Source organism: Microbulbifer mixtoriginis (SeqCode) (assembly GCF_052467705.1).
This window is the reverse complement of record NZ_CP174322.1, coordinates 1057744-1074427: the sequence shown is the minus strand read 5'-3', so window position 1 is coordinate 1074427 and position 16684 is coordinate 1057744. Positions and strand designations below refer to the sequence as shown.

General features: G+C 51.9%; 14 protein-coding genes. 8 read left to right on the top strand and 6 right to left on the bottom strand.

What is annotated here, in order from left to right; all coding sequences use genetic code 11:
• Positions 1-3 precede the first annotated feature (3 nt).
• On the bottom strand, positions 4-966 hold the full coding sequence (locus ACJJIB_RS04825; protein WP_444888040.1) for a YbgA family protein: 963 nt from the start codon (positions 964-966) through the stop codon (positions 4-6).
• 242 nt (positions 967-1208) lie between these two features.
• On the opposite strand from ACJJIB_RS04825, the gene ydiJ reads away from it, so the two are divergent.
• The 4 genes from ydiJ (at position 1209) to ACJJIB_RS04805 (ending at position 7229) form a co-directional block, all read left to right on the top strand.
• On the top strand, positions 1209-4247 hold the full coding sequence (gene ydiJ, locus ACJJIB_RS04820) for a D-2-hydroxyglutarate dehydrogenase YdiJ (protein WP_444888039.1): 3039 nt from the start codon (positions 1209-1211) through the stop codon (positions 4245-4247).
• 68 nt (positions 4248-4315) lie between these two features.
• The gene (locus tag ACJJIB_RS04815) at positions 4316-5068 is read left to right on the top strand and encodes a tetratricopeptide repeat protein (RefSeq protein ID WP_444888038.1); all 753 of its coding nucleotides are present in this window, start codon (positions 4316-4318) and stop codon (positions 5066-5068) included.
• Between the two features lie 517 nt (positions 5069-5585).
• Positions 5586-5987, top strand: a complete 402-nt coding sequence (locus ACJJIB_RS04810) for a 3D domain-containing protein (protein WP_444883789.1) — start codon at positions 5586-5588, stop codon at positions 5985-5987.
• A gap of 840 nt (positions 5988-6827) precedes the next feature.
• On the top strand, positions 6828-7229 hold the full coding sequence (locus ACJJIB_RS04805; RefSeq protein ID WP_252084600.1) for a 3D domain-containing protein: 402 nt from the start codon (positions 6828-6830) through the stop codon (positions 7227-7229).
• A 238-nt stretch (positions 7230-7467) separates the two neighbouring features.
• On the opposite strand, the gene ACJJIB_RS04800 is transcribed toward ACJJIB_RS04805, so the two are convergent.
• Positions 7468-8001: a hypothetical protein gene (locus ACJJIB_RS04800; RefSeq protein ID WP_444888037.1), complete on the bottom strand. Its 534-nt coding sequence runs from the start codon at positions 7999-8001 to the stop codon at positions 7468-7470.
• A gap of 219 nt (positions 8002-8220) precedes the next feature.
• Positions 8221-8481 (bottom strand): hypothetical protein, encoded by a 261-nt coding sequence (locus ACJJIB_RS04795; RefSeq protein ID WP_252084598.1) that lies wholly within the window; start codon positions 8479-8481, stop codon positions 8221-8223.
• Between the two features lie 199 nt (positions 8482-8680).
• On the opposite strand from ACJJIB_RS04795, the gene trhO reads away from it, so the two are divergent.
• Positions 8681-9676: an oxygen-dependent tRNA uridine(34) hydroxylase TrhO gene (gene trhO, locus ACJJIB_RS04790; protein ID WP_444888036.1), complete on the top strand. Its 996-nt coding sequence runs from the start codon at positions 8681-8683 to the stop codon at positions 9674-9676.
• A 9-nt stretch (positions 9677-9685) separates the two neighbouring features.
• Here the strand turns inward: trhO and ACJJIB_RS04785 are convergent, their stop codons facing one another.
• Together ACJJIB_RS04785 and apbC are read right to left on the bottom strand one after the other, a co-directional pair.
• Positions 9686-10078 (bottom strand): hypothetical protein, encoded by a 393-nt coding sequence (locus ACJJIB_RS04785; RefSeq protein ID WP_444888035.1) that lies wholly within the window; start codon positions 10076-10078, stop codon positions 9686-9688.
• A 736-nt stretch (positions 10079-10814) separates the two neighbouring features.
• A complete protein-coding gene (apbC, locus tag ACJJIB_RS04780) occupies positions 10815-11966 on the bottom strand; it encodes an iron-sulfur cluster carrier protein ApbC (protein ID WP_444888906.1) in 1152 nt (383 codons plus the stop codon).
• Positions 11967-12180: 214 nt separating this feature from the next.
• Between apbC and metG the strand changes: the two genes are divergently transcribed.
• Positions 12181-14208: a methionine--tRNA ligase gene (metG, locus tag ACJJIB_RS04775; protein ID WP_444888034.1), complete on the top strand. Its 2028-nt coding sequence runs from the start codon at positions 12181-12183 to the stop codon at positions 14206-14208.
• A gap of 28 nt (positions 14209-14236) precedes the next feature.
• Here metG and ACJJIB_RS04770 read toward each other — a convergent pair whose 3' ends face one another.
• Positions 14237-15139, bottom strand: a complete 903-nt coding sequence (locus tag ACJJIB_RS04770) for an EamA family transporter (RefSeq protein WP_444883784.1) — start codon at positions 15137-15139, stop codon at positions 14237-14239.
• A 147-nt stretch (positions 15140-15286) separates the two neighbouring features.
• Here ACJJIB_RS04770 and ACJJIB_RS04765 point away from each other — a divergent pair, with 147 nt between their 5' ends.
• Both ACJJIB_RS04765 and ACJJIB_RS04760 read left to right on the top strand, forming a co-directional pair.
• Positions 15287-16228 carry a D-2-hydroxyacid dehydrogenase gene (locus ACJJIB_RS04765; protein ID WP_444888033.1) on the top strand — a complete coding sequence of 314 codons (942 nt, stop codon included), beginning with the start codon at positions 15287-15289 and terminating at the stop codon, positions 16226-16228.
• A gap of 168 nt (positions 16229-16396) precedes the next feature.
• On the top strand, positions 16397-16645 hold the full coding sequence (locus ACJJIB_RS04760; protein WP_252084591.1) for a hypothetical protein: 249 nt from the start codon (positions 16397-16399) through the stop codon (positions 16643-16645).
• The last annotated feature ends 39 nt before the right edge of the window (positions 16646-16684 follow it).

Below are 16684 nucleotides of genomic sequence, written 5' to 3'. Positions count from 1 at the left end.
TTCTCAGCGAAATTCACACAAACCCAGCTCTGCCGGCTCAGCGGCGAGCAACACCTGACTATGGATAAACTGGTGAGGAGTGCGCGGCAAATAATGGCGCAACATCGTTAGCACCGCCGACAAAGGCTTATTACCCTGACGGTATTCGTCAATGAGTAGCGCCAGCTCGGCTCTCTCTTCCTTGCTCAGGTAGCTCTTCAGGTGGCCCTGGCTGTGCATCAAGGCGTTGGTGCGGTCCTTACGGCTGGCCAACTGGCTGAGAATCTCCATTATTTTACCTCTCACCTCATAGGCAAACTCCTCCACCGGCAATGCGCGCGAGTTAGAAACAAACTGACCCAGTGCACGGGTCATTGGCTGACTGTGTGCCAACAGTAGATATTTATAAGCGGTGTAAAATTCAATGACCCTGGCTGGGCGCAGGTCGGTGGCCACATAGCGATGCCAGGCGTCGTAAGCAAAAACACGGGTGAGGAAATTCTCGCGTAAATCGCTGGCATTGAGCCGCCCCACTTCTTCCATCGGCAAATGGGGAAAATGCTGGCGCAGGCGTGCCGCGAATAAGCCGGAGTCGTGCGCCAGCACCCCGGTACCATCTTCTTTATAGTGGGGAGTGGTTCGCACTCCACAGCTGGGAGATTTCTGCATCAGAATAAAACCACGCAGATTCTCCACTTCAGGGACAATCGTATCCGCGTAGTCCTCTAGAGCCTCGGTAACATCTAAGTTCTGATCTTCCCGGCCAACCGCACGCAACCGGTCACTCACAATAAGGTGAATAGGCGGTCTGGGCACGCCCATGCCAATGGCAACCTCGGGGCAGTAAGCCTGCAACTCAAAACAATTGCCCAGCAGTTGGGTGCAGACTTTACTGTGCTTGTGGCTGCCGTTGTAACGCACCGGATCACCCACGGCGCAGCGGCTAATGCCCACCGGAATTTTTTGAGACAAGAGCTGTATATGCATAGTTTTGCTGCACAGAATCGGTTCACGTTCTTCTTTTATAGACTCTCACAACTAGTTGTACAAGAGATAGCTTTGTACAACTTTTGGAAAGTAATCAAGTCTCTATGGCCGCTTGCGCCCATACACACCATAGCTACAATGCAGGGCCGCATTTTTACCGAGCGGCAGAGCTGTGATTCTTTATCTCACCAGCTACCCCGGCAATTTGCGGCCTCCTCCTCCCCGAAAGTACGGATTAGCTCATGATTCCAGCATTGCGCGAAGTCGACGAGGTTCAGGCGCTCTATTTGCAGTTTTTGCAGGAGCTTGCAGACGCGGGTTTCCGCGGTGACACCACACCCAGTTACGCCAGCCGCACCGTTTTAGCCACCGATAACTCTATTTACCAGGTTCTACCTCAGGCAGTGGTGTACCCACGCAATCACCGCGACCTGCAACTACTGGCGGAACTGGCCGAACGGGAGGAGTTCCACTCCGTAGTGCTCTCACCCAGAGGCGGTGGCACCGGTACTAACGGCCAATCGCTTACCGATGGGCTGGTGGTGGATATCTCCCGCCATATGAACCAGATCCTTGAGATCAATGTGGAAGAGCGCTGGGTTCGCGTACAGGCTGGCGTGGTCAAAGACCAGTTGAATGCCGCACTTAAACCCCACGGCCTGTTTTTTGCGCCAGAACTTTCTACCAGCAACCGCGCTACCATCGGTGGCATGATCAATACGGATGCCTCAGGCCAGGGATCCTGTGTTTACGGCAAGACCCGCGATCACGTGTTGGAATTACACACAGTGTTAATGGGCGGGGAGCTGTGGCACTCCACTGTTATAGGGGACGCTCAGCTACAAGAAATATGCGCTGAAAATAGCCGCGTCGCAGAGGTGCATAAAACCTGTGACAAGATTGCCAGGGAAAAAGCCGAACTCATCGAGCAGAAATTCCCCAAGCTCAATCGCTGCCTCACCGGCTACGACCTGGCCCATATTCGTGAAGGCAATCGCTTTAATCTCAACAGCGTATTGTGCGGTTCCGAAGGCACCCTCGGGTTTATTGCAGAAGCCAAACTCAATCTGCTGCCCATTCCCAAGAGTGTGGCTCTGGTCAATTTAAAATACGACCACTTCCAGGAAGCGCTGCGCGATGCCAAGGACCTAATGGGCGCAGGCCCCATGTCGATCGAAACAGTGGACAGCAAAGTACTGCAGCTGGCCATGGAAGATATCGTCTGGCACAGCGTCAGTGAATTTTTTCCCGCAGAGGATCGCCCGGTCAAGGGTATCAACCTGGTGGAGTACGCTGCAGATACCGAGGAGGAACTGGAAAAAGCTCTGCAGCAATTTATTGCACATATCGAGGCTGCCATTGGCCAGCCAGGCAAGAGCTTCGGCTATTCTATCGCCCGCGGCCACGCCGAGGTGAATCGTATCTGGGCCATGCGCAAACGCGCAGTGGGTTTGCTGGGCAACGCCCAGGGGGAAAAGCGCCCGATTCCCTTTGTAGAAGATACTGCCGTACCACCAGAAAACCTGGCCGATTTTATTGCAGAATTCCGCGCAGTGCTAGATGAGGCCGGCCTCGACTACGGTATGTTCGGCCATGTGGATGCCGGCGTATTACATGTACGCCCGGCAATTGATATGAAAGATCCACAACAGGCCGCACAAATTCGCCCCATCACCGACCGGGTGGTGGCACTGACACAAAAATATAAAGGGCTGCTGTGGGGAGAACACGGCAAAGGTGTTCGTTCCGAATATGCCCCGGAATTTTTCGGCGAGCTGTATCCAGAGCTGCAGAAAATTAAATCCGCTTTCGATCCACGCAATCAATTAAATCCCGGCAAAATTGCCACACCCGATGACAGCGCCAGCCTGCTGAAAATTGATGTGGTGAGCACCCGCGGTGAACACGATCGACAAATTCCCGCGCAAGTATGGGAGGGATACGACGAGGGTGTGCACTGCAACGGCAACGGTGCCTGTTTTAATTGGAATCCAGACGATGCCATGTGCCCTTCCTACAAGGCCACGCGCAACCGGATCCATTCCCCCAAAGGGCGGGCCTCGCTGATGCGAGAATGGTTGCGTCTATTGAGTAAACACGGTGTAGACGCAGTAGCCAGCGCGCGTAAATACCGCGAGCGCTCTTTTTTTGTCGGCCTGCCCAAACGCATCGTAAATACCCTGGCAAAAACCCGCGGCGAGTACGACTTCAACCACGAAGTCAATGAAGCCATGCAGGGCTGCCTAGCCTGTAAATCCTGTGTAGGGCAATGCCCTATTCGCGTGGATGTACCGGAATTTCGCAGCAAGTTTTTGGAGCTTTATTACAGCCGCTACCTACGCCCGCTAAAGGATTACGCCGTGGGCGGACTGGAATTCCTGATGCCGCATCTAGCCAGACTACCGCAATTGTACAACTGGCCGCTAAAGCTGAAGCCTGTATCTTTTTTGATGGAGCGTGTTTTCGGCATGGTGGACAGCCCACAGCTCTCACAAAAAACCCTGCAAACCAGCATGAGAGAACTGGGAGTACCCACCGCTACAAAAGCCTGCCTGGATACTCTGGGGCCCTCCCAGCGCAGCCGCGCGGTCATCATTGTGCAGGATGCCTTCACCAGCTATTTTGATGCCGAAGTGGTAGCGGATATTTTGCGCCTGCTCAAACAATTGGACTTTGTGCCGATTCTCGCTCCCTATCGGGCCAACGGTAAACCCCTCCACGTTCATGGTTTTTTACGCCAGTTCCAACGAATTGCCGAAGGCAATAGTGAGATGCTTAACAACCTGGCGGAGAGCGGTATCCCCCTGGTGGGCATTGATCCCTCCATGACCCTTACCTATCGCTCTGAATACAAGAAACTCCTCGGGGAACGCGCTCCGAAAGTACATTTGTTACAAGAATGGCTGGTTCAACAAGAAGATCACCTGCAGCAACAGCGCGCTCGGGTAAAACCTGGCAGCTTTCAACTACTGCCGCACTGCACCGAGCAAACCAATGCCGCCGCCTCACTCAAGGATTGGCAAACGGTATTCGCCGCCTTGGGCCTGGAGCTGCAGAGTGAAAATCTCGGCTGCTGTGGTATGGCTGGGACCTATGGCCACGAGACCGCGCATAAGGAAACATCGCGGGTGATCTTCCAGCAGTCCTGGGCTCCCAAACTCAATGGTGGGGAGCACAACCAACTCGCCACCGGATACTCCTGCCGCTGCCAGGCCAGCCGCTTTGCAGGTGTTAGTCTGCGCCATCCTCTGCAGGGATTACTGGCACAACTCGATAACTAGGGATTTACTGACGTATGAGGGCCGTAACTATGGCCCCATACGTCATCGGGCCAAGCGCGAAAATCCCTATGCATAAACCACTGCCTCATTTATACATATTTTTTTATGCACTTTTCTGCCTAACCGCACTATTAGCGGCAGTCTCCCTTATTTCGGACGTTCTCCCCAACAATACCCAGACTCACAGCGCTCAATCTCACGGGGGAGAAACCCTAGGGGCGATCCACTGGGTCAACGAAGCGGAGGCACTCGCCCGCGAGGGTAATTTTGGCGATGCCTTGCCACTCTATGAAAAAGCCATTTCCGCTCTCGGCGCCTATCCCTCCCAGCAGCACACCCTGCGCTACCGCTACGGCATAGTACTAAATGCCTTGGGGGCCAAATCGAGGCCAGATCTCTACCCGCTGGCGCGGGCCCAGTTTCAATCAGTTCTGCGCTACCTGGATTCAGGTGCACAACTACCTCACTCCAGCGCAAGAGTGCGCTCTGCCCTGGCACACACTTACCACCGCCAAGCTGCCAGCGAAGAGTTGGCCACGCAGCGTGAACACCTCCTCAGCACTGCTTATCTCCTCTATAAAAGTGCCCTTGAAGGTCTGCTCAATCAGGAGGAATGGCACAACCTTTCTATTACTTATTTCAATCTTGGGCAGGTTTGTGAGTGGCAAGGAAATATTGAAGAGGCCATTCGTTGGCTGGAGAAAGCGGTAGAACTGGATTTACAGCACAAATTACCCGACCTAAAAGAGGATAGTGACTATTTGGCCGCGCTTCGCCAGCAGGTAGAACCGGTACAGCAGAACCGTGGAACCACCCTTTAGCCCTCACTTTTCCCCAAATTGTTTGCCAGAAAATGAATCGACGAAGCCGTTTTGCTGCGTTAAACCACGTTTTTTCTTCAATTCAGACTAATTTGGTGGGGCAGTCACAAATAGTTTCAGGGAAATTTTTTACTTTTCTCATCTGAATTAGAAAGCCGATCCGGAAAAATAGCTTGTTAACCGTAGGATGACATCGCTGTCACTGTAAACCCCACCTAAAAAATGAAATTTCTTAATCATAAAAAAAATAGGAATTCTGCAACCATCAATAGCGTATAAGCGCGAACAAAATCCTTAAATATAAAATAAAAAGGGTTATTGATTTCAAGCACTCAAAATAACCAGCAATTCTTTAAGGTCTTTTGTCGCCAAATAAGAAAAAGTTGCCTCAACCCAAATCCCCAGTAATATAACCAGCGTTGATTAAATATTGATCAACCATTTCCAAAAGCACTTGGAAATTTCGTAAGCACCTTTTGGCTTGCGACCATTTGATTCCTGGAGGTAATGGGACATCATGAAACAGACTCTGCGTAACACTGCTTTTTTCATCGCCGCCCTGCTTGCTATTGGTGTGAGTGTCAATGCATCAGCCGCTCTTAAGAAAACCATGATTGTCGACGCTACCGCGTATAACTCGGTGCCCGGCCAGACAGATAGCGACCCTTGGGTAGCTGCCTGGAACAACCGCCTGCGTCCAGGCGATAAAATCATTGCCGTTTCCCGTGATTTGGAAAAGCACGGCCTGACCAACGGCGCTAAAGTACAGATTGAAGGTCTGCCCGGTACTTACACTGTGCGTGACCGTATGAACAAACGCTTCACAAACCGTATTGATGTTTGGATGGAAAAAGATATCCGCAAGGCTCGCGCCTGGGGTAAGAAGAAACTGAAGATTGTTTTTGAACCGGTAAAGTAAAGCAGAACTGATTTCAACGACCCTTTTGGCCCCGCCCTCCAGCGGGGTTTTTTTATTTCTGCCGTTAGGTAAACAATCAAAAGAGAGAATTACTGCTCTCTAATTTCATGGCAGAGATTATTAGTAATGATTAATTAGAGGCTTATTCAAACTTATGCGCCTGGAACGTTGAAAGAAGAGATCCTTGTATCCCTATATCCCTATATCCCTATATCCCTATATCTCTGTATCTCTGTATCTCTGTATCTCTGCAGCAGAGTCTACTTCCTATATCTCACCACAGATAGTCGAGCCTCTACAACAGAGTTAGGTAGCCACCCTTTAGCTCTTATTTACCCCATTTCTTTGCCAAAAAAATCAGTGACGAAGCAGTTTTTCCACCTAAAATCAGGTTTTCCCTTCAAACCAGACAGTTTTGGCGGAATGGTCACAAATAGTTTCAGGGAAATTTTTTACTTTTCTCGTACGAATTAGAAAGCCGATCCAAGAAAATAGTTTGTAAACCGTAGAATGACATCGCTGTCACTGCAAATCCCACCTAAAAAATGAAATTTCTTAATCAGAAAAAAATAGGAATTCTGTAACCATTAGTAGCGTCTAAGCACAAACAAAAATCTTAAACATAAGACTAAAAAGGGTTATTGATTTCAAGCACTCACAATAACCAGCCATTCTTTAAGGTCTTTTGTCGCCAAATAAGAAAAAGTTGCCTCAACCCAAATCCCCAGTAATATAACCAGCATTGATTAAATATTGATCAATCATTTCCAAAAGCACTTGGAAATTTCGTAAGCACCTTTTGGCTTGCGACCATTTGATTCCTGGAGGTAATGGGACATCATGAAACAGACTCTGCGTAACACTGCTTTTTTCATCGCCGCCCTGCTTGCTATTGGTGTAAGTGTCAATGCATCAGCCGCTCTTAAGAAAACCATGGTTGTCGACGCTACCGCGTATAACTCGGTGCCCGGCCAGACAGATAGCGACCCTTGGGTAGCTGCCTGGAACAACCGCCTGCGTCCAGGCGATAAAATCATTGCCGTTTCCCGTGACTTGGAAAAGCACGGCCTGACCAACGGCGCTAAAGTACAGATTGAAGGTCTGCCAGGTACTTACACTGTGCGTGACCGCATGAACAAACGCTTCACAAACCGTATTGATGTTTGGATGGAAAAAGATATCCGCAAGGCTCGCGCCTGGGGTAAGAAGAAACTGAAAATTGTTTTTGAACCGGTAAAGTAAAGCAGAACTGATTTCAACAACCCTTTTGGCCCCGCCCTCCAGCGGGGTTTTTTTATTTCTGTCGTTAAGTAGGAATCAGAGTAAAAAGTGGATGACCGCTAATTACATACCGGTCCATTATTAATAAGGACTTGATTAGAGAGCACTATAATTGTTCTCTCGAGGCCCTTATGCAAAGAAGCCCCTAAAACAATGCCGGCTCACTCTCTCCTCAAATGACTGAAAAAGGCCACAATTTCTAGGGCTCCATTTCCATCAAAATCCCCGGTAATTCCTTACAGTTCGCACTCTCCAAATGGAAAACACTCGGCTGATGCCCCTCTACGTAACGGTGCTCCAGATTTTCACCCGTGAGTAAAAGCAGGTATTCAGACTTGATCCAAACATCCCCCGACCGGTACTCGGTCAACCATAACAGTGAAGGCAGCCCCTCATAGCAATAGCCGTAAAACATACGGGTTTTTTCTACCAGCTTTTTCGTCATATAGTCGAGATACCTACCCGGATAGGTATAACGATCACCATCTGACTGATTATTACCACCTACTTCACCCGGCCTGGCAATACGTCGTATATAAATCGCTAGATTCTCATCGCAATCAATGCAGTGGCGCCCTGCCACTATTGCGTAGCCATGCAGCTTCGCAACTAGGCGAACCTCCTTGAGGTCTGCATAAAGCTGCTGTTGGACAATTGGCACCAAGGGGTCGGCATGGAGGGGAAGGGGCGGGATCTGCAAGCAGACCATGATAAAAATACCGCGCATTATCATGGGGAAGGCAACCGCTGGTTTGGTAGCACCGCCGGAGACAAAAGCTCCACAGTTGCCTCGCGACGGCGCTGTGATTGGGGTGTGCTGTCACACAGTCGCGATTCCCTTCACCATAACCATAGCAGTTATCGGCATATTGGGCGCAAAGAGCCGCCTCCCAGGACTACCGGGAAGACATCCACCAGCAGCAGGTGCACTTTGAGGTCACAGCAAAACTATCTACCAGCCGCCATCCGCTTCTTGAACAGGGCCGACAAAAGTAGAGATGCCCTCTTCCCGCAAAGCGTCCAAGGCTTCCTCAAGGGCATCCTGCTCTGTCTCAAAGGCATCCTCCCACACGGTGGAGTTGTTATTCTCATCGACAATTTCGAGCAGCCAACCGCCCTCACCATCCTCGAATATATCGATTTGCACAGATACCTCGCCCTCGCGGTAGATCTGGCTCAATTCTGACTCTTTCGGTGCAAATTCTTCGCCCATGGGGTTCACCTCGCTATGACCCTGAAAATTCGGCCAGAACTTTGACAAGTTGCGGCTCCCCGGTCAACAAATATTGTTGTGCTGGGACAACAGCTGGAGCGCTTGCTAAATGTACGACAAGCTCTTTTTTTTGCGATAAAATGCGCGGCGATTTTTTCTGCCCCGGATTTACGCTCCGGACTGCATTTAAGGAAGTACCATGAATCAATTCGTTGTCTGTGCACTCTACAAGTTCGTCACTCTGGAGGACTTTGAGTCTCTGCGCACTCCCCTGCTTGACGTTATGCTGGAAAACCAAGTGCGCGGCACCCTACTCTTGGCCCGAGAGGGCATTAACGGCACTGTTGCTGGTTCCCGCGAGGGCATCGACACCATCCTCGCCTACTTGAAGTCAGACGAGCGCCTTGCCGAGCTGGATTACAAGGAGTCCTACACTGGCGAGATGCCGTTTCTGCGCAGCAAGGTCAAATTGAAGAGGGAGATTGTCACTATGGGCGTAGAGGGCATTGACCCCCGCCGAGTGGTTGGCACCTACGTCAAACCAAAAGACTGGAACGCCCTAATCAGCGACCCAGAAGTCGTTGTTGTGGATACCCGCAACGACTATGAATTCCAGGTGGGTACTTTCAAAGATTCTCTCAACCCCAATACCGAAACCTTCCGAGAGTTTCCCCAGTACGTCAAAGAGAACCTGGATCCAGCCAAACACAAAAAAGTCGCCATGTTCTGCACTGGTGGTATCCGCTGTGAAAAGTCCACCGCCTATTTGAAAGAACAGGGCTTTGAAGAGGTTTATCACCTGCACGGTGGCATCCTCAAGTACTTGGAAGAAGTACCCAAAGAGGAATCTCTGTGGGAGGGGGAGTGCTTTGTTTTCGATGAGCGCGTCACCGTCAACCACGATCTGGAGCGAGGCCAGTACGATCAGTGCAATGCCTGCCGTATGCCTATCACCAAGGAGGACCAGCAGTCAGAACAGTTTGAGCAGGGAGTTAGCTGTCCGCATTGCCATGACAAAGTGAGTGACGCCGATCGCCACCGCTTCCGCGAGCGCGAGAAGCAGATTCAACTGGCGAAAAAACGCGGGGAAAAACACATGGGCCAAGATGCCCGTGAAATGACTACCGCTAAACGCCTGCAGAAAAAAGAAGAGCGGCGCCGCCAGGCGGAAGCTGAGCAGGCCAAAGCCCAGTAGGCGTAGCAATCAGCGAAGTCCCGGCCTGGGAGCGCCCTTGATCTGGGTGAGCCAGGCCTCAGCCTCAGCTTCGGCAACGAATTCCCGCGAACTATGCCGGCACAGGCAGGTGCCGTCGGTCGACAGGGGGGAAGTACAACGGTTGCGCGGATGTAAAACGGCAATATAAGCGCAGCGCAACACCGGGTGCTCGGCTATAAAGCTGGTGAACTGCCGCTGCTCCTCCAGGGTAACCCTCGTGCGCGCATAGCGCATATCCAGTAATACCCGCAAAGGTACACGGTGGCGGTACTTTTCTACCAATCGGGCAGCCGCCTCCATTTTTTCTGCAAATCCCACGGGCCCATAAAATAAAACCCGCGCTATACCCCCTATCGGTCGATAGCTAATATTAAAATTCATGGATGAAAGCACTCGCGCTTTTGTCTTTGTTATTTTTATCGACTACAGCTACTGCAATGCCTGATGTATGCCCTACCTGAGACCAATAACACGGTGGCCACCACAGGTTTGCACTCCTGATATTATTGCCCTCGGCGCAGTATGTCTGTACCACGCAACCGAGTGTTATCCACGAACCGACTAAACATCTCCCGGTATATTCCGTGGATTATCGCGGCTTTTCTGATTATCCGAGTTGTCCCTCCAATAAAAGTAAAATCACATAAATACCTTGACGATTGCCAAAGGATATTCAGCAGGAATACTTACTCTTTTTACCGCAGAGGCTGAATTCGAGCAGTCATAGGCAAAACTGCCATAAGTATCTACAGAATAAATTGGGTCTGTTAAAAAAATACTAAAACCCTGACGATTAACTCGGCAGCGTACCAATAAAGGCTAACAGGCACACTAGCGCGAGCGAAGGCGCCGTAAATACAAAATCGCAATAAATAAATTATTTAAAGACCCATTTTTCAATGGCTCAACTGCGACCCATCAACACAAGTCATTATTACGAATCTTTACAGAGACATGAAAAGCCTGCGTTAAATTCTGGCTTATCAAGATTGAGCGCTCCTGCAAAAACGAAATTTCACAGAGGCGCCCGAAGGAGTTCAATATAGGGAGTTTTGCCCCTTTAAAAAACCACAAAAAATAAAAAGTTAATGCTTTGTGATCAATATCGCGGTTGGGTTCAACTAATTTCGATTTCCGGCAGTTCCTCGTCGCTGCTGGCATTCAACCAAACCTGGGCTGCAGCTTTGCGGGCAATTTCCCGGTAGAAACCGGCAATTTCACCCTCGGGGTCTGCGGTTACACTGGGGCGACCACTGTCGATATCGGCGCGAATTTTCTGTGCCAGAGGCAATTCGCCAAGCAGGTGGGTATCGTATTCCTCAGCGATACGCTCACCACCACCTATGCCGAAGATCGGCTCACTATGGCCACACTTGGAACAGGTATGAAGGGCCATATTCTCAACAATGCCAAGCACTGGTACCGACACCTTGCGGAACATCTCCACGCCTTTGATAGCATCCTTCAACGCCAAATCCTGTGGTGTAGTAACAATCACCGCACCCGCTAAAGTGGTTTTTTGCGCCAGAGTCAGCTGGATATCTCCGGTACCCGGGGGCATATCCACAATTAAATAATCCAGCTCTTCTTTAGCATCACACCAAAGTGTTTGTGTGAGAATTTGATTGAGTGCACCACTGGCCATAGGGCCGCGCCAAACTGCCGGGGTATCCTCAGTCATCAAGTACCCCAAAGACATTGTCTCGATACCTAATGCATCCACCGGCACGAAGAACTTCTGTTCCTTCACATGCGGGCGGACCCCTTCGGTACCAAGCATGGTGGGCAGGCTGGGGCCATAAATATCCGCATCAAGTAACCCGACCCGCGCACCCTCTGCCGCCAGCGCCAAGGCCAGGTTCACGGCTGTGGTGGACTTGCCAACGCCACCCTTACCAGAAGCAACTGCGACAATATTCTTTACGCCACGCAATGGCTCTGGGGCGTTGGCCGATGAGGTGGCAGGGATATCGCTGAATAATTCAAATTGCAAGCCATGGCCGCCTAGGGGACCACTCTTCATCAGGGGCTCACAGGCCTCGGTAACCCGCTTGTGCCAATGTACTTCCTGGCTTGCGCAGGGGTAGCCGAGGGTAATACCGACGTACACGGTATCATCTTCGTAGCCCACCTCAATATCTGCATCCAGTTGATCCAGCGGCAGGCCACTGGCCGAGTCCTGCAACTGACCAAGGCACTCTGCCAGACGCTCCAGTTCGGCCTGCACTTCCTTTGATAACTCTTCATGATCGTGGTGGTGATCGCTCACGGTATCTCCCTCTAGGTGCTTCTTGTCAGAACCGCATTGTGTCGGATGAAGCGGCCCAGCGCCAGCGACGGGCTCAATCCCGACCGCTTTATACACGAGCATGGCCCACACCTCCCCGGCATAGTACAAATCTGCTATATTTCGCCGTCTTTTGACGATCTCCGGCCACTCCAGCGGAGCCTCCGGCCGCAACCCCACAGCGATGGAAAAACCGATGCCCGATACGCGCAAAATCCTAGTCACCAGCGCACTCCCTTACGCCAACGGCTCCCTGCACCTGGGCCACATACTCGAATATATACAGACCGATATCTGGGCGCGTTTTCAGCGCTCCCGCGGTAACGACTGCCTGTACATCTGCGCCGATGATGCGCACGGCACCGCAATCATGCTCAAAGCTGAGCAGCTGGGTCTGACACCGGAGCAACATATCGCCAATATGCAAGCGGAGCACGAGCGGGATTTCGCCGACTTCCTAATCGGCGTGGACAACTACCACTCCACCCACTCGGAGGAGAACCGCGAGCTGTCCGCTATGATCTATCGCCGCCTCAGTGAAAATGGCCACATCGCTTCGCGCACTATCACTCAGGCCTTCGATCCGGAGAAACAACTCTTCTTGGCGGATCGCTATATCAAGGGCACCTGCCCCCGTTGTAGCACTCCCGATCAGTACGGTGACAACTGCGAGGCCTGTGGTGCCACTTACAGCCCCACGGAGTTGATTGATCCAGTGTCCGCCATCTCTGGCGCCACGCCGGTGGAAAAAGAGTCAGAACACTTCTTCTTCACTCTCCCCGCCTTTACCGAGTTCCTGCGCAACTGGACCCGCTCCGGAACCCTGCAGGATGAAGTGGCCAATAAGCTAGCCGAGTGGCTCGAAGAGGGATTGCAGGAGTGGGACATCTCTCGCGATGCGCCTTACTTCGGTTTTGAAATCCCCGATGCGCCGGGCAAATACTTTTACGTATGGCTGGACGCCCCCATCGGCTATATGGCCAGCCTGAAAAATTACTGTGATAAAAATGGCAGCGACTGGCTCGATTATTGGAAAAAAGACAGCAATGCCGAGGTATATCACTTTATCGGCAAGGACATCGTCAATTTCCATGCCCTGTTCTGGCCGGCCATGCTGGACTCCGCCGATTTCCGCACCCCCAATAAAGTGTGCGTACACGGCTTCCTCACCGTTAACGGCAAGAAAATGTCCAAGTCCCGTGGCACCTTTATTAATGCCCGCAACTACCTGGACCATCTGAGCCCGGAATATCTACGCTATTACTTCGCCGCCAAACTCACAGCGGGCGTGGATGACCTGGATCTCAACCTCGATGACTTTATCGCCAAGGTAAATTCCGACCTGGTGGGCAAAGTCGTCAATATCGCTTCCCGCACCGCCAAGTTTGTCAATAAGGCCGGCGGCAAGCTCGCCACCGAACTGGCCGATGAGCAGCTTTGGGACCAGTTTGTCGAGGCCGCACCGCGTATTGCCGATTACTACGAGCAGCGCGAATACGCACGCGCCATGCGCGACATTATGGCCCTGGCCGATGCCGCCAATGCCTGGATCGCCGACAAAGCGCCCTGGTCCCTGGCCAAACAGGAAGGCACTGAAGCCGAAGTACTGGCGATTTGCTCTCAAGGCGTAAATATGTTCCGCGCCCTGATCACCTGGCTGGCACCGGTACTACCCAATACCGCGCAAAAAGCAGCGGAATTCCTCAACAGTGAACTGGATTGGACCCAGGCCACCACACCGCTAGCGGACCACGAGATCAAAAAATTCAAACCGCTGCTACAACGGGTGGAAAAAACCCAGGTAGATGCGGTGATGGAAGCCGCACAGGAATCACTGGCCCAGCTACAGGCTGAAGTCAAAGCGGCCAGTGGCCCGCTGGCAGAAGACCCTATCGCCGAGCAGATCCAGTTCGACGATTTCGCCAAAGTGGACTTACGCATTGCCCTGATCGCCGAGGCGGAACACGTCGAGGGCGCCGGCAAACTGCTGCGTTTGACATTGGACCTGGGCGGAGAGACTCGCCAGGTATTCGCCGGTATCAAGAGTGCCTATGCGCCGGAAGAGCTGGTGGGCAAGCACACCGTTATGGTAGCTAACCTGGCGCCACGAAAAATGCGTTTTGGCGTGAGTGAAGGCATGGTGCTGGCCGCCGGTCCAGGCGGTAAAGACCTGTGGATTCTCGAACCCCACACAGGCGCCAAGCCCGGTATGCGCGTAATGTAATTTATTTTTGGGGTGGGCACTGTCCACCTTAGCGCAGCGATACCGCAATTAAACCGGCACATACCAGCCCCACGCCTAACAGCTGGGGTCTGTGTGCCGGTTCTCCCAACAGCCAGATAGCAAACCCCACTCCCAATGGAATACTGAGCTGGCGTAAAGCGACCACGTAGCTCACATTTTCCGTCATCGTCATCGCCAGCAACACCAGTCCATAAGTCGCTCCCATCATCAGGCCGGTCAAGATACCAACCTTCAAATCCCGCAGATTTTCTAATAATTGTCCGCGTCCCACTCGACTCATACAGCCACATAGTAACCAGACTCCACTGACAAAAAACTGCAAGCCCAAGTAGCTATACGCCACCACCGCAGGTGTTACCGCGTCGCCAAGCGCCTCTTCCAAATAAAGCAGTGCGCCCTTATCCGCCAATGAATATCCCACCGTACCCAGTGCCGCTACCAGAGCCCAGGCGCAGTCCGCTCTCCAGTACACGCTCCAGTGCCATTGACGAAAATACACCAGCGGCACCAGCAAACAGCCGATCGTCACCAACAACATGCCCAGCCAGGCTTGCCAGGGCAGAATCTGTCCTAACAACACCGTTGCCAGTGCCACAAGGAGTACCGGCAGAGCCCGTGCGATGGGGTAAACCAGGCTGATATCGGCGCGCTGATAGGCCAGTGCCAGCCCCCCCATATAAATCATCTGAAAAAAACCGCTGGCCAGTAACAACAACCAGAAAGCACGCGGCAGTGAATGAGCCTGTGACAGGACCCAGAGACCAAGGGGGAGAAGTAGTAGACCCACACTGAGGGTGGCGATACAGAAAAAAGCTGGGGAGGGGGTGCGGGATTTTCCCAGTAAATTCCAGCCCGCGTGAAGAAATGCCGAGATTAAAACCAATGATGCTGCAGTTATCGATATTCCCATAAAGGCCCTCTTCATTTGTGACAGAAAGGCCCGTAAACAAACCGTAGCCAACCCTACAAGATCTGCAGCCGTCCTATAAAAGCCATTGCATTCGACCTCTGCTGACGTAGCATGCCGCTATCTCACACAGGAAATTGAGGAGATTCCATGCGCGGAGTATTTCTGGACGCAATGACCATGAAACTTGGGGAGTTGAATATACAGTCCCTAAAAAACAGTCTAGATCATTGGGATTTCTATGAGGCCACCTCAGCCAAGCAAACCGCCGAACGTATCGCCGATGCGGACGTAGTTATTACTAATAAAGTGGTTTTGGACCGCACGCTTCTGGAGCAGGCCCGCTCTCTCAAGCTGATCTGTGTGTGCGCTACAGGCACGAATAATATTGACCTGCAAGCCGCACAGGACTTGGGCATTCCCGTGCGCAACGTGCAGGGATACGCCGGCGCTTCGGTACCACAGCACACCCTGGCACTAATTCTCGCCCTCGCTTCCCGCTGGCATCACTACCATCAGGACGTCATGACCGGCCGCTGGAGTCAGTCGGAAATTTTCTGTTTACTCGATCATCCTGTCGTAGAACTAGCCGGTAAAACCCTGGGAATAATCGGTTATGGCGAATTAGGGCAAAGAGTCGCCAAACTGGGGGAAGCCCTGGATATGCAGATTTTGGTGGCGGAATCCTTCAGTGGAGAAAAACGCGCTGACCGGGCACCACTGGCGCAACTTACAAAGGAATCCGATGTAATCAGTCTGCATTGCCCCCTCACGAAGCAGACGGAGAAATTGATCGATCGCGATTTCATCGCCAACATGAAATCCGGCGCACTGTTGATCAATACCGCGCGGGGCGGTTTGGTGGATGAGGAGGCCGTAGCCGACGCACTGCGCAGTGGAAAGCTCGGCGGCGCCGCACTGGATGTTTTGAGTGAAGAGCCCCCACCGGCAAGTCACCCCCTACTGGCCACTGATATTCCCAACCTGATTATCACGCCTCACAACGCTTGGATCAGCCGTGAGAGCCGCCAGCGCTTACTCGATGGTGTGGTAAACAATATTGAGGCCTGGAAACGGACACTCACACCATAAATGCCATCAGCCCCTGTAGAGACACCGATCAATAGCGATATAACTAAATTCACCAAAACAGTTCGGAGTTATTTTTTATTACCCTAAATAAAGAGCCAATGCGCCTGTGAATTGATTGCTGCGACTATAGAATTCTGCGGCAATCATCCCCTGAAAAGGAGCAACCCGATGGCAACTGCAAGATCTCCACATAACTCCAGCAGGGATAAGCTGCAACAGGCCTATAATCTCGCAGGAGAGGCCGCTTCTGATGCTGCTGAAAACCTGAGACAGAGAGCGAGATCTTCTGTCCAGCAACAGAGGCAACGCGCTTCAGAGGTTATGGAAAAAGCGGAGTCTTCCCTGCGGGAAAGACCGATCCTCGCAGTCGGCTGTGCTTTTGTGGTCGGCTGGGCAATCGCCAAGCTTTTTAAATAAAGCCAAAGCGTTTGCCGTTTTAACCGGTAAGGAAACCGC

Excerpts from the sequence above, each read along its gene's own strand:
- ACJJIB_RS04825 (WP_444888040.1), bottom strand. The coding sequence starts at position 966 with ATGCATATACAGCTCTTGTCTCAAAAAATTCCGGTGGGCATTAGCCGC.
- ydiJ (WP_444888039.1), top strand. The coding sequence starts at position 1,209 with ATGATTCCAGCATTGCGCGAAGTCGACGAGGTTCAGGCGCTCTATTTG.
- ACJJIB_RS04815 (WP_444888038.1), top strand. The coding sequence starts at position 4,316 with ATGCATAAACCACTGCCTCATTTATACATATTTTTTTATGCACTTTTC.
- ACJJIB_RS04810 (WP_444883789.1), top strand. The coding sequence starts at position 5,586 with ATGAAACAGACTCTGCGTAACACTGCTTTTTTCATCGCCGCCCTGCTT.
- ACJJIB_RS04805 (WP_252084600.1), top strand. The coding sequence starts at position 6,828 with ATGAAACAGACTCTGCGTAACACTGCTTTTTTCATCGCCGCCCTGCTT.
- ACJJIB_RS04800 (WP_444888037.1), bottom strand. The coding sequence starts at position 8,001 with ATGATAATGCGCGGTATTTTTATCATGGTCTGCTTGCAGATCCCGCCC.
- ACJJIB_RS04795 (WP_252084598.1), bottom strand. The coding sequence starts at position 8,481 with ATGGGCGAAGAATTTGCACCGAAAGAGTCAGAATTGAGCCAGATCTAC.
- trhO (WP_444888036.1), top strand. The coding sequence starts at position 8,681 with ATGAATCAATTCGTTGTCTGTGCACTCTACAAGTTCGTCACTCTGGAG.
- ACJJIB_RS04785 (WP_444888035.1), bottom strand. The coding sequence starts at position 10,078 with ATGAATTTTAATATTAGCTATCGACCGATAGGGGGTATAGCGCGGGTT.
- metG (WP_444888034.1), top strand. The coding sequence starts at position 12,181 with ATGCCCGATACGCGCAAAATCCTAGTCACCAGCGCACTCCCTTACGCC.
- ACJJIB_RS04770 (WP_444883784.1), bottom strand. The coding sequence starts at position 15,139 with ATGGGAATATCGATAACTGCAGCATCATTGGTTTTAATCTCGGCATTT.
- ACJJIB_RS04765 (WP_444888033.1), top strand. The coding sequence starts at position 15,287 with ATGCGCGGAGTATTTCTGGACGCAATGACCATGAAACTTGGGGAGTTG.
- ACJJIB_RS04760 (WP_252084591.1), top strand. The coding sequence starts at position 16,397 with ATGGCAACTGCAAGATCTCCACATAACTCCAGCAGGGATAAGCTGCAA.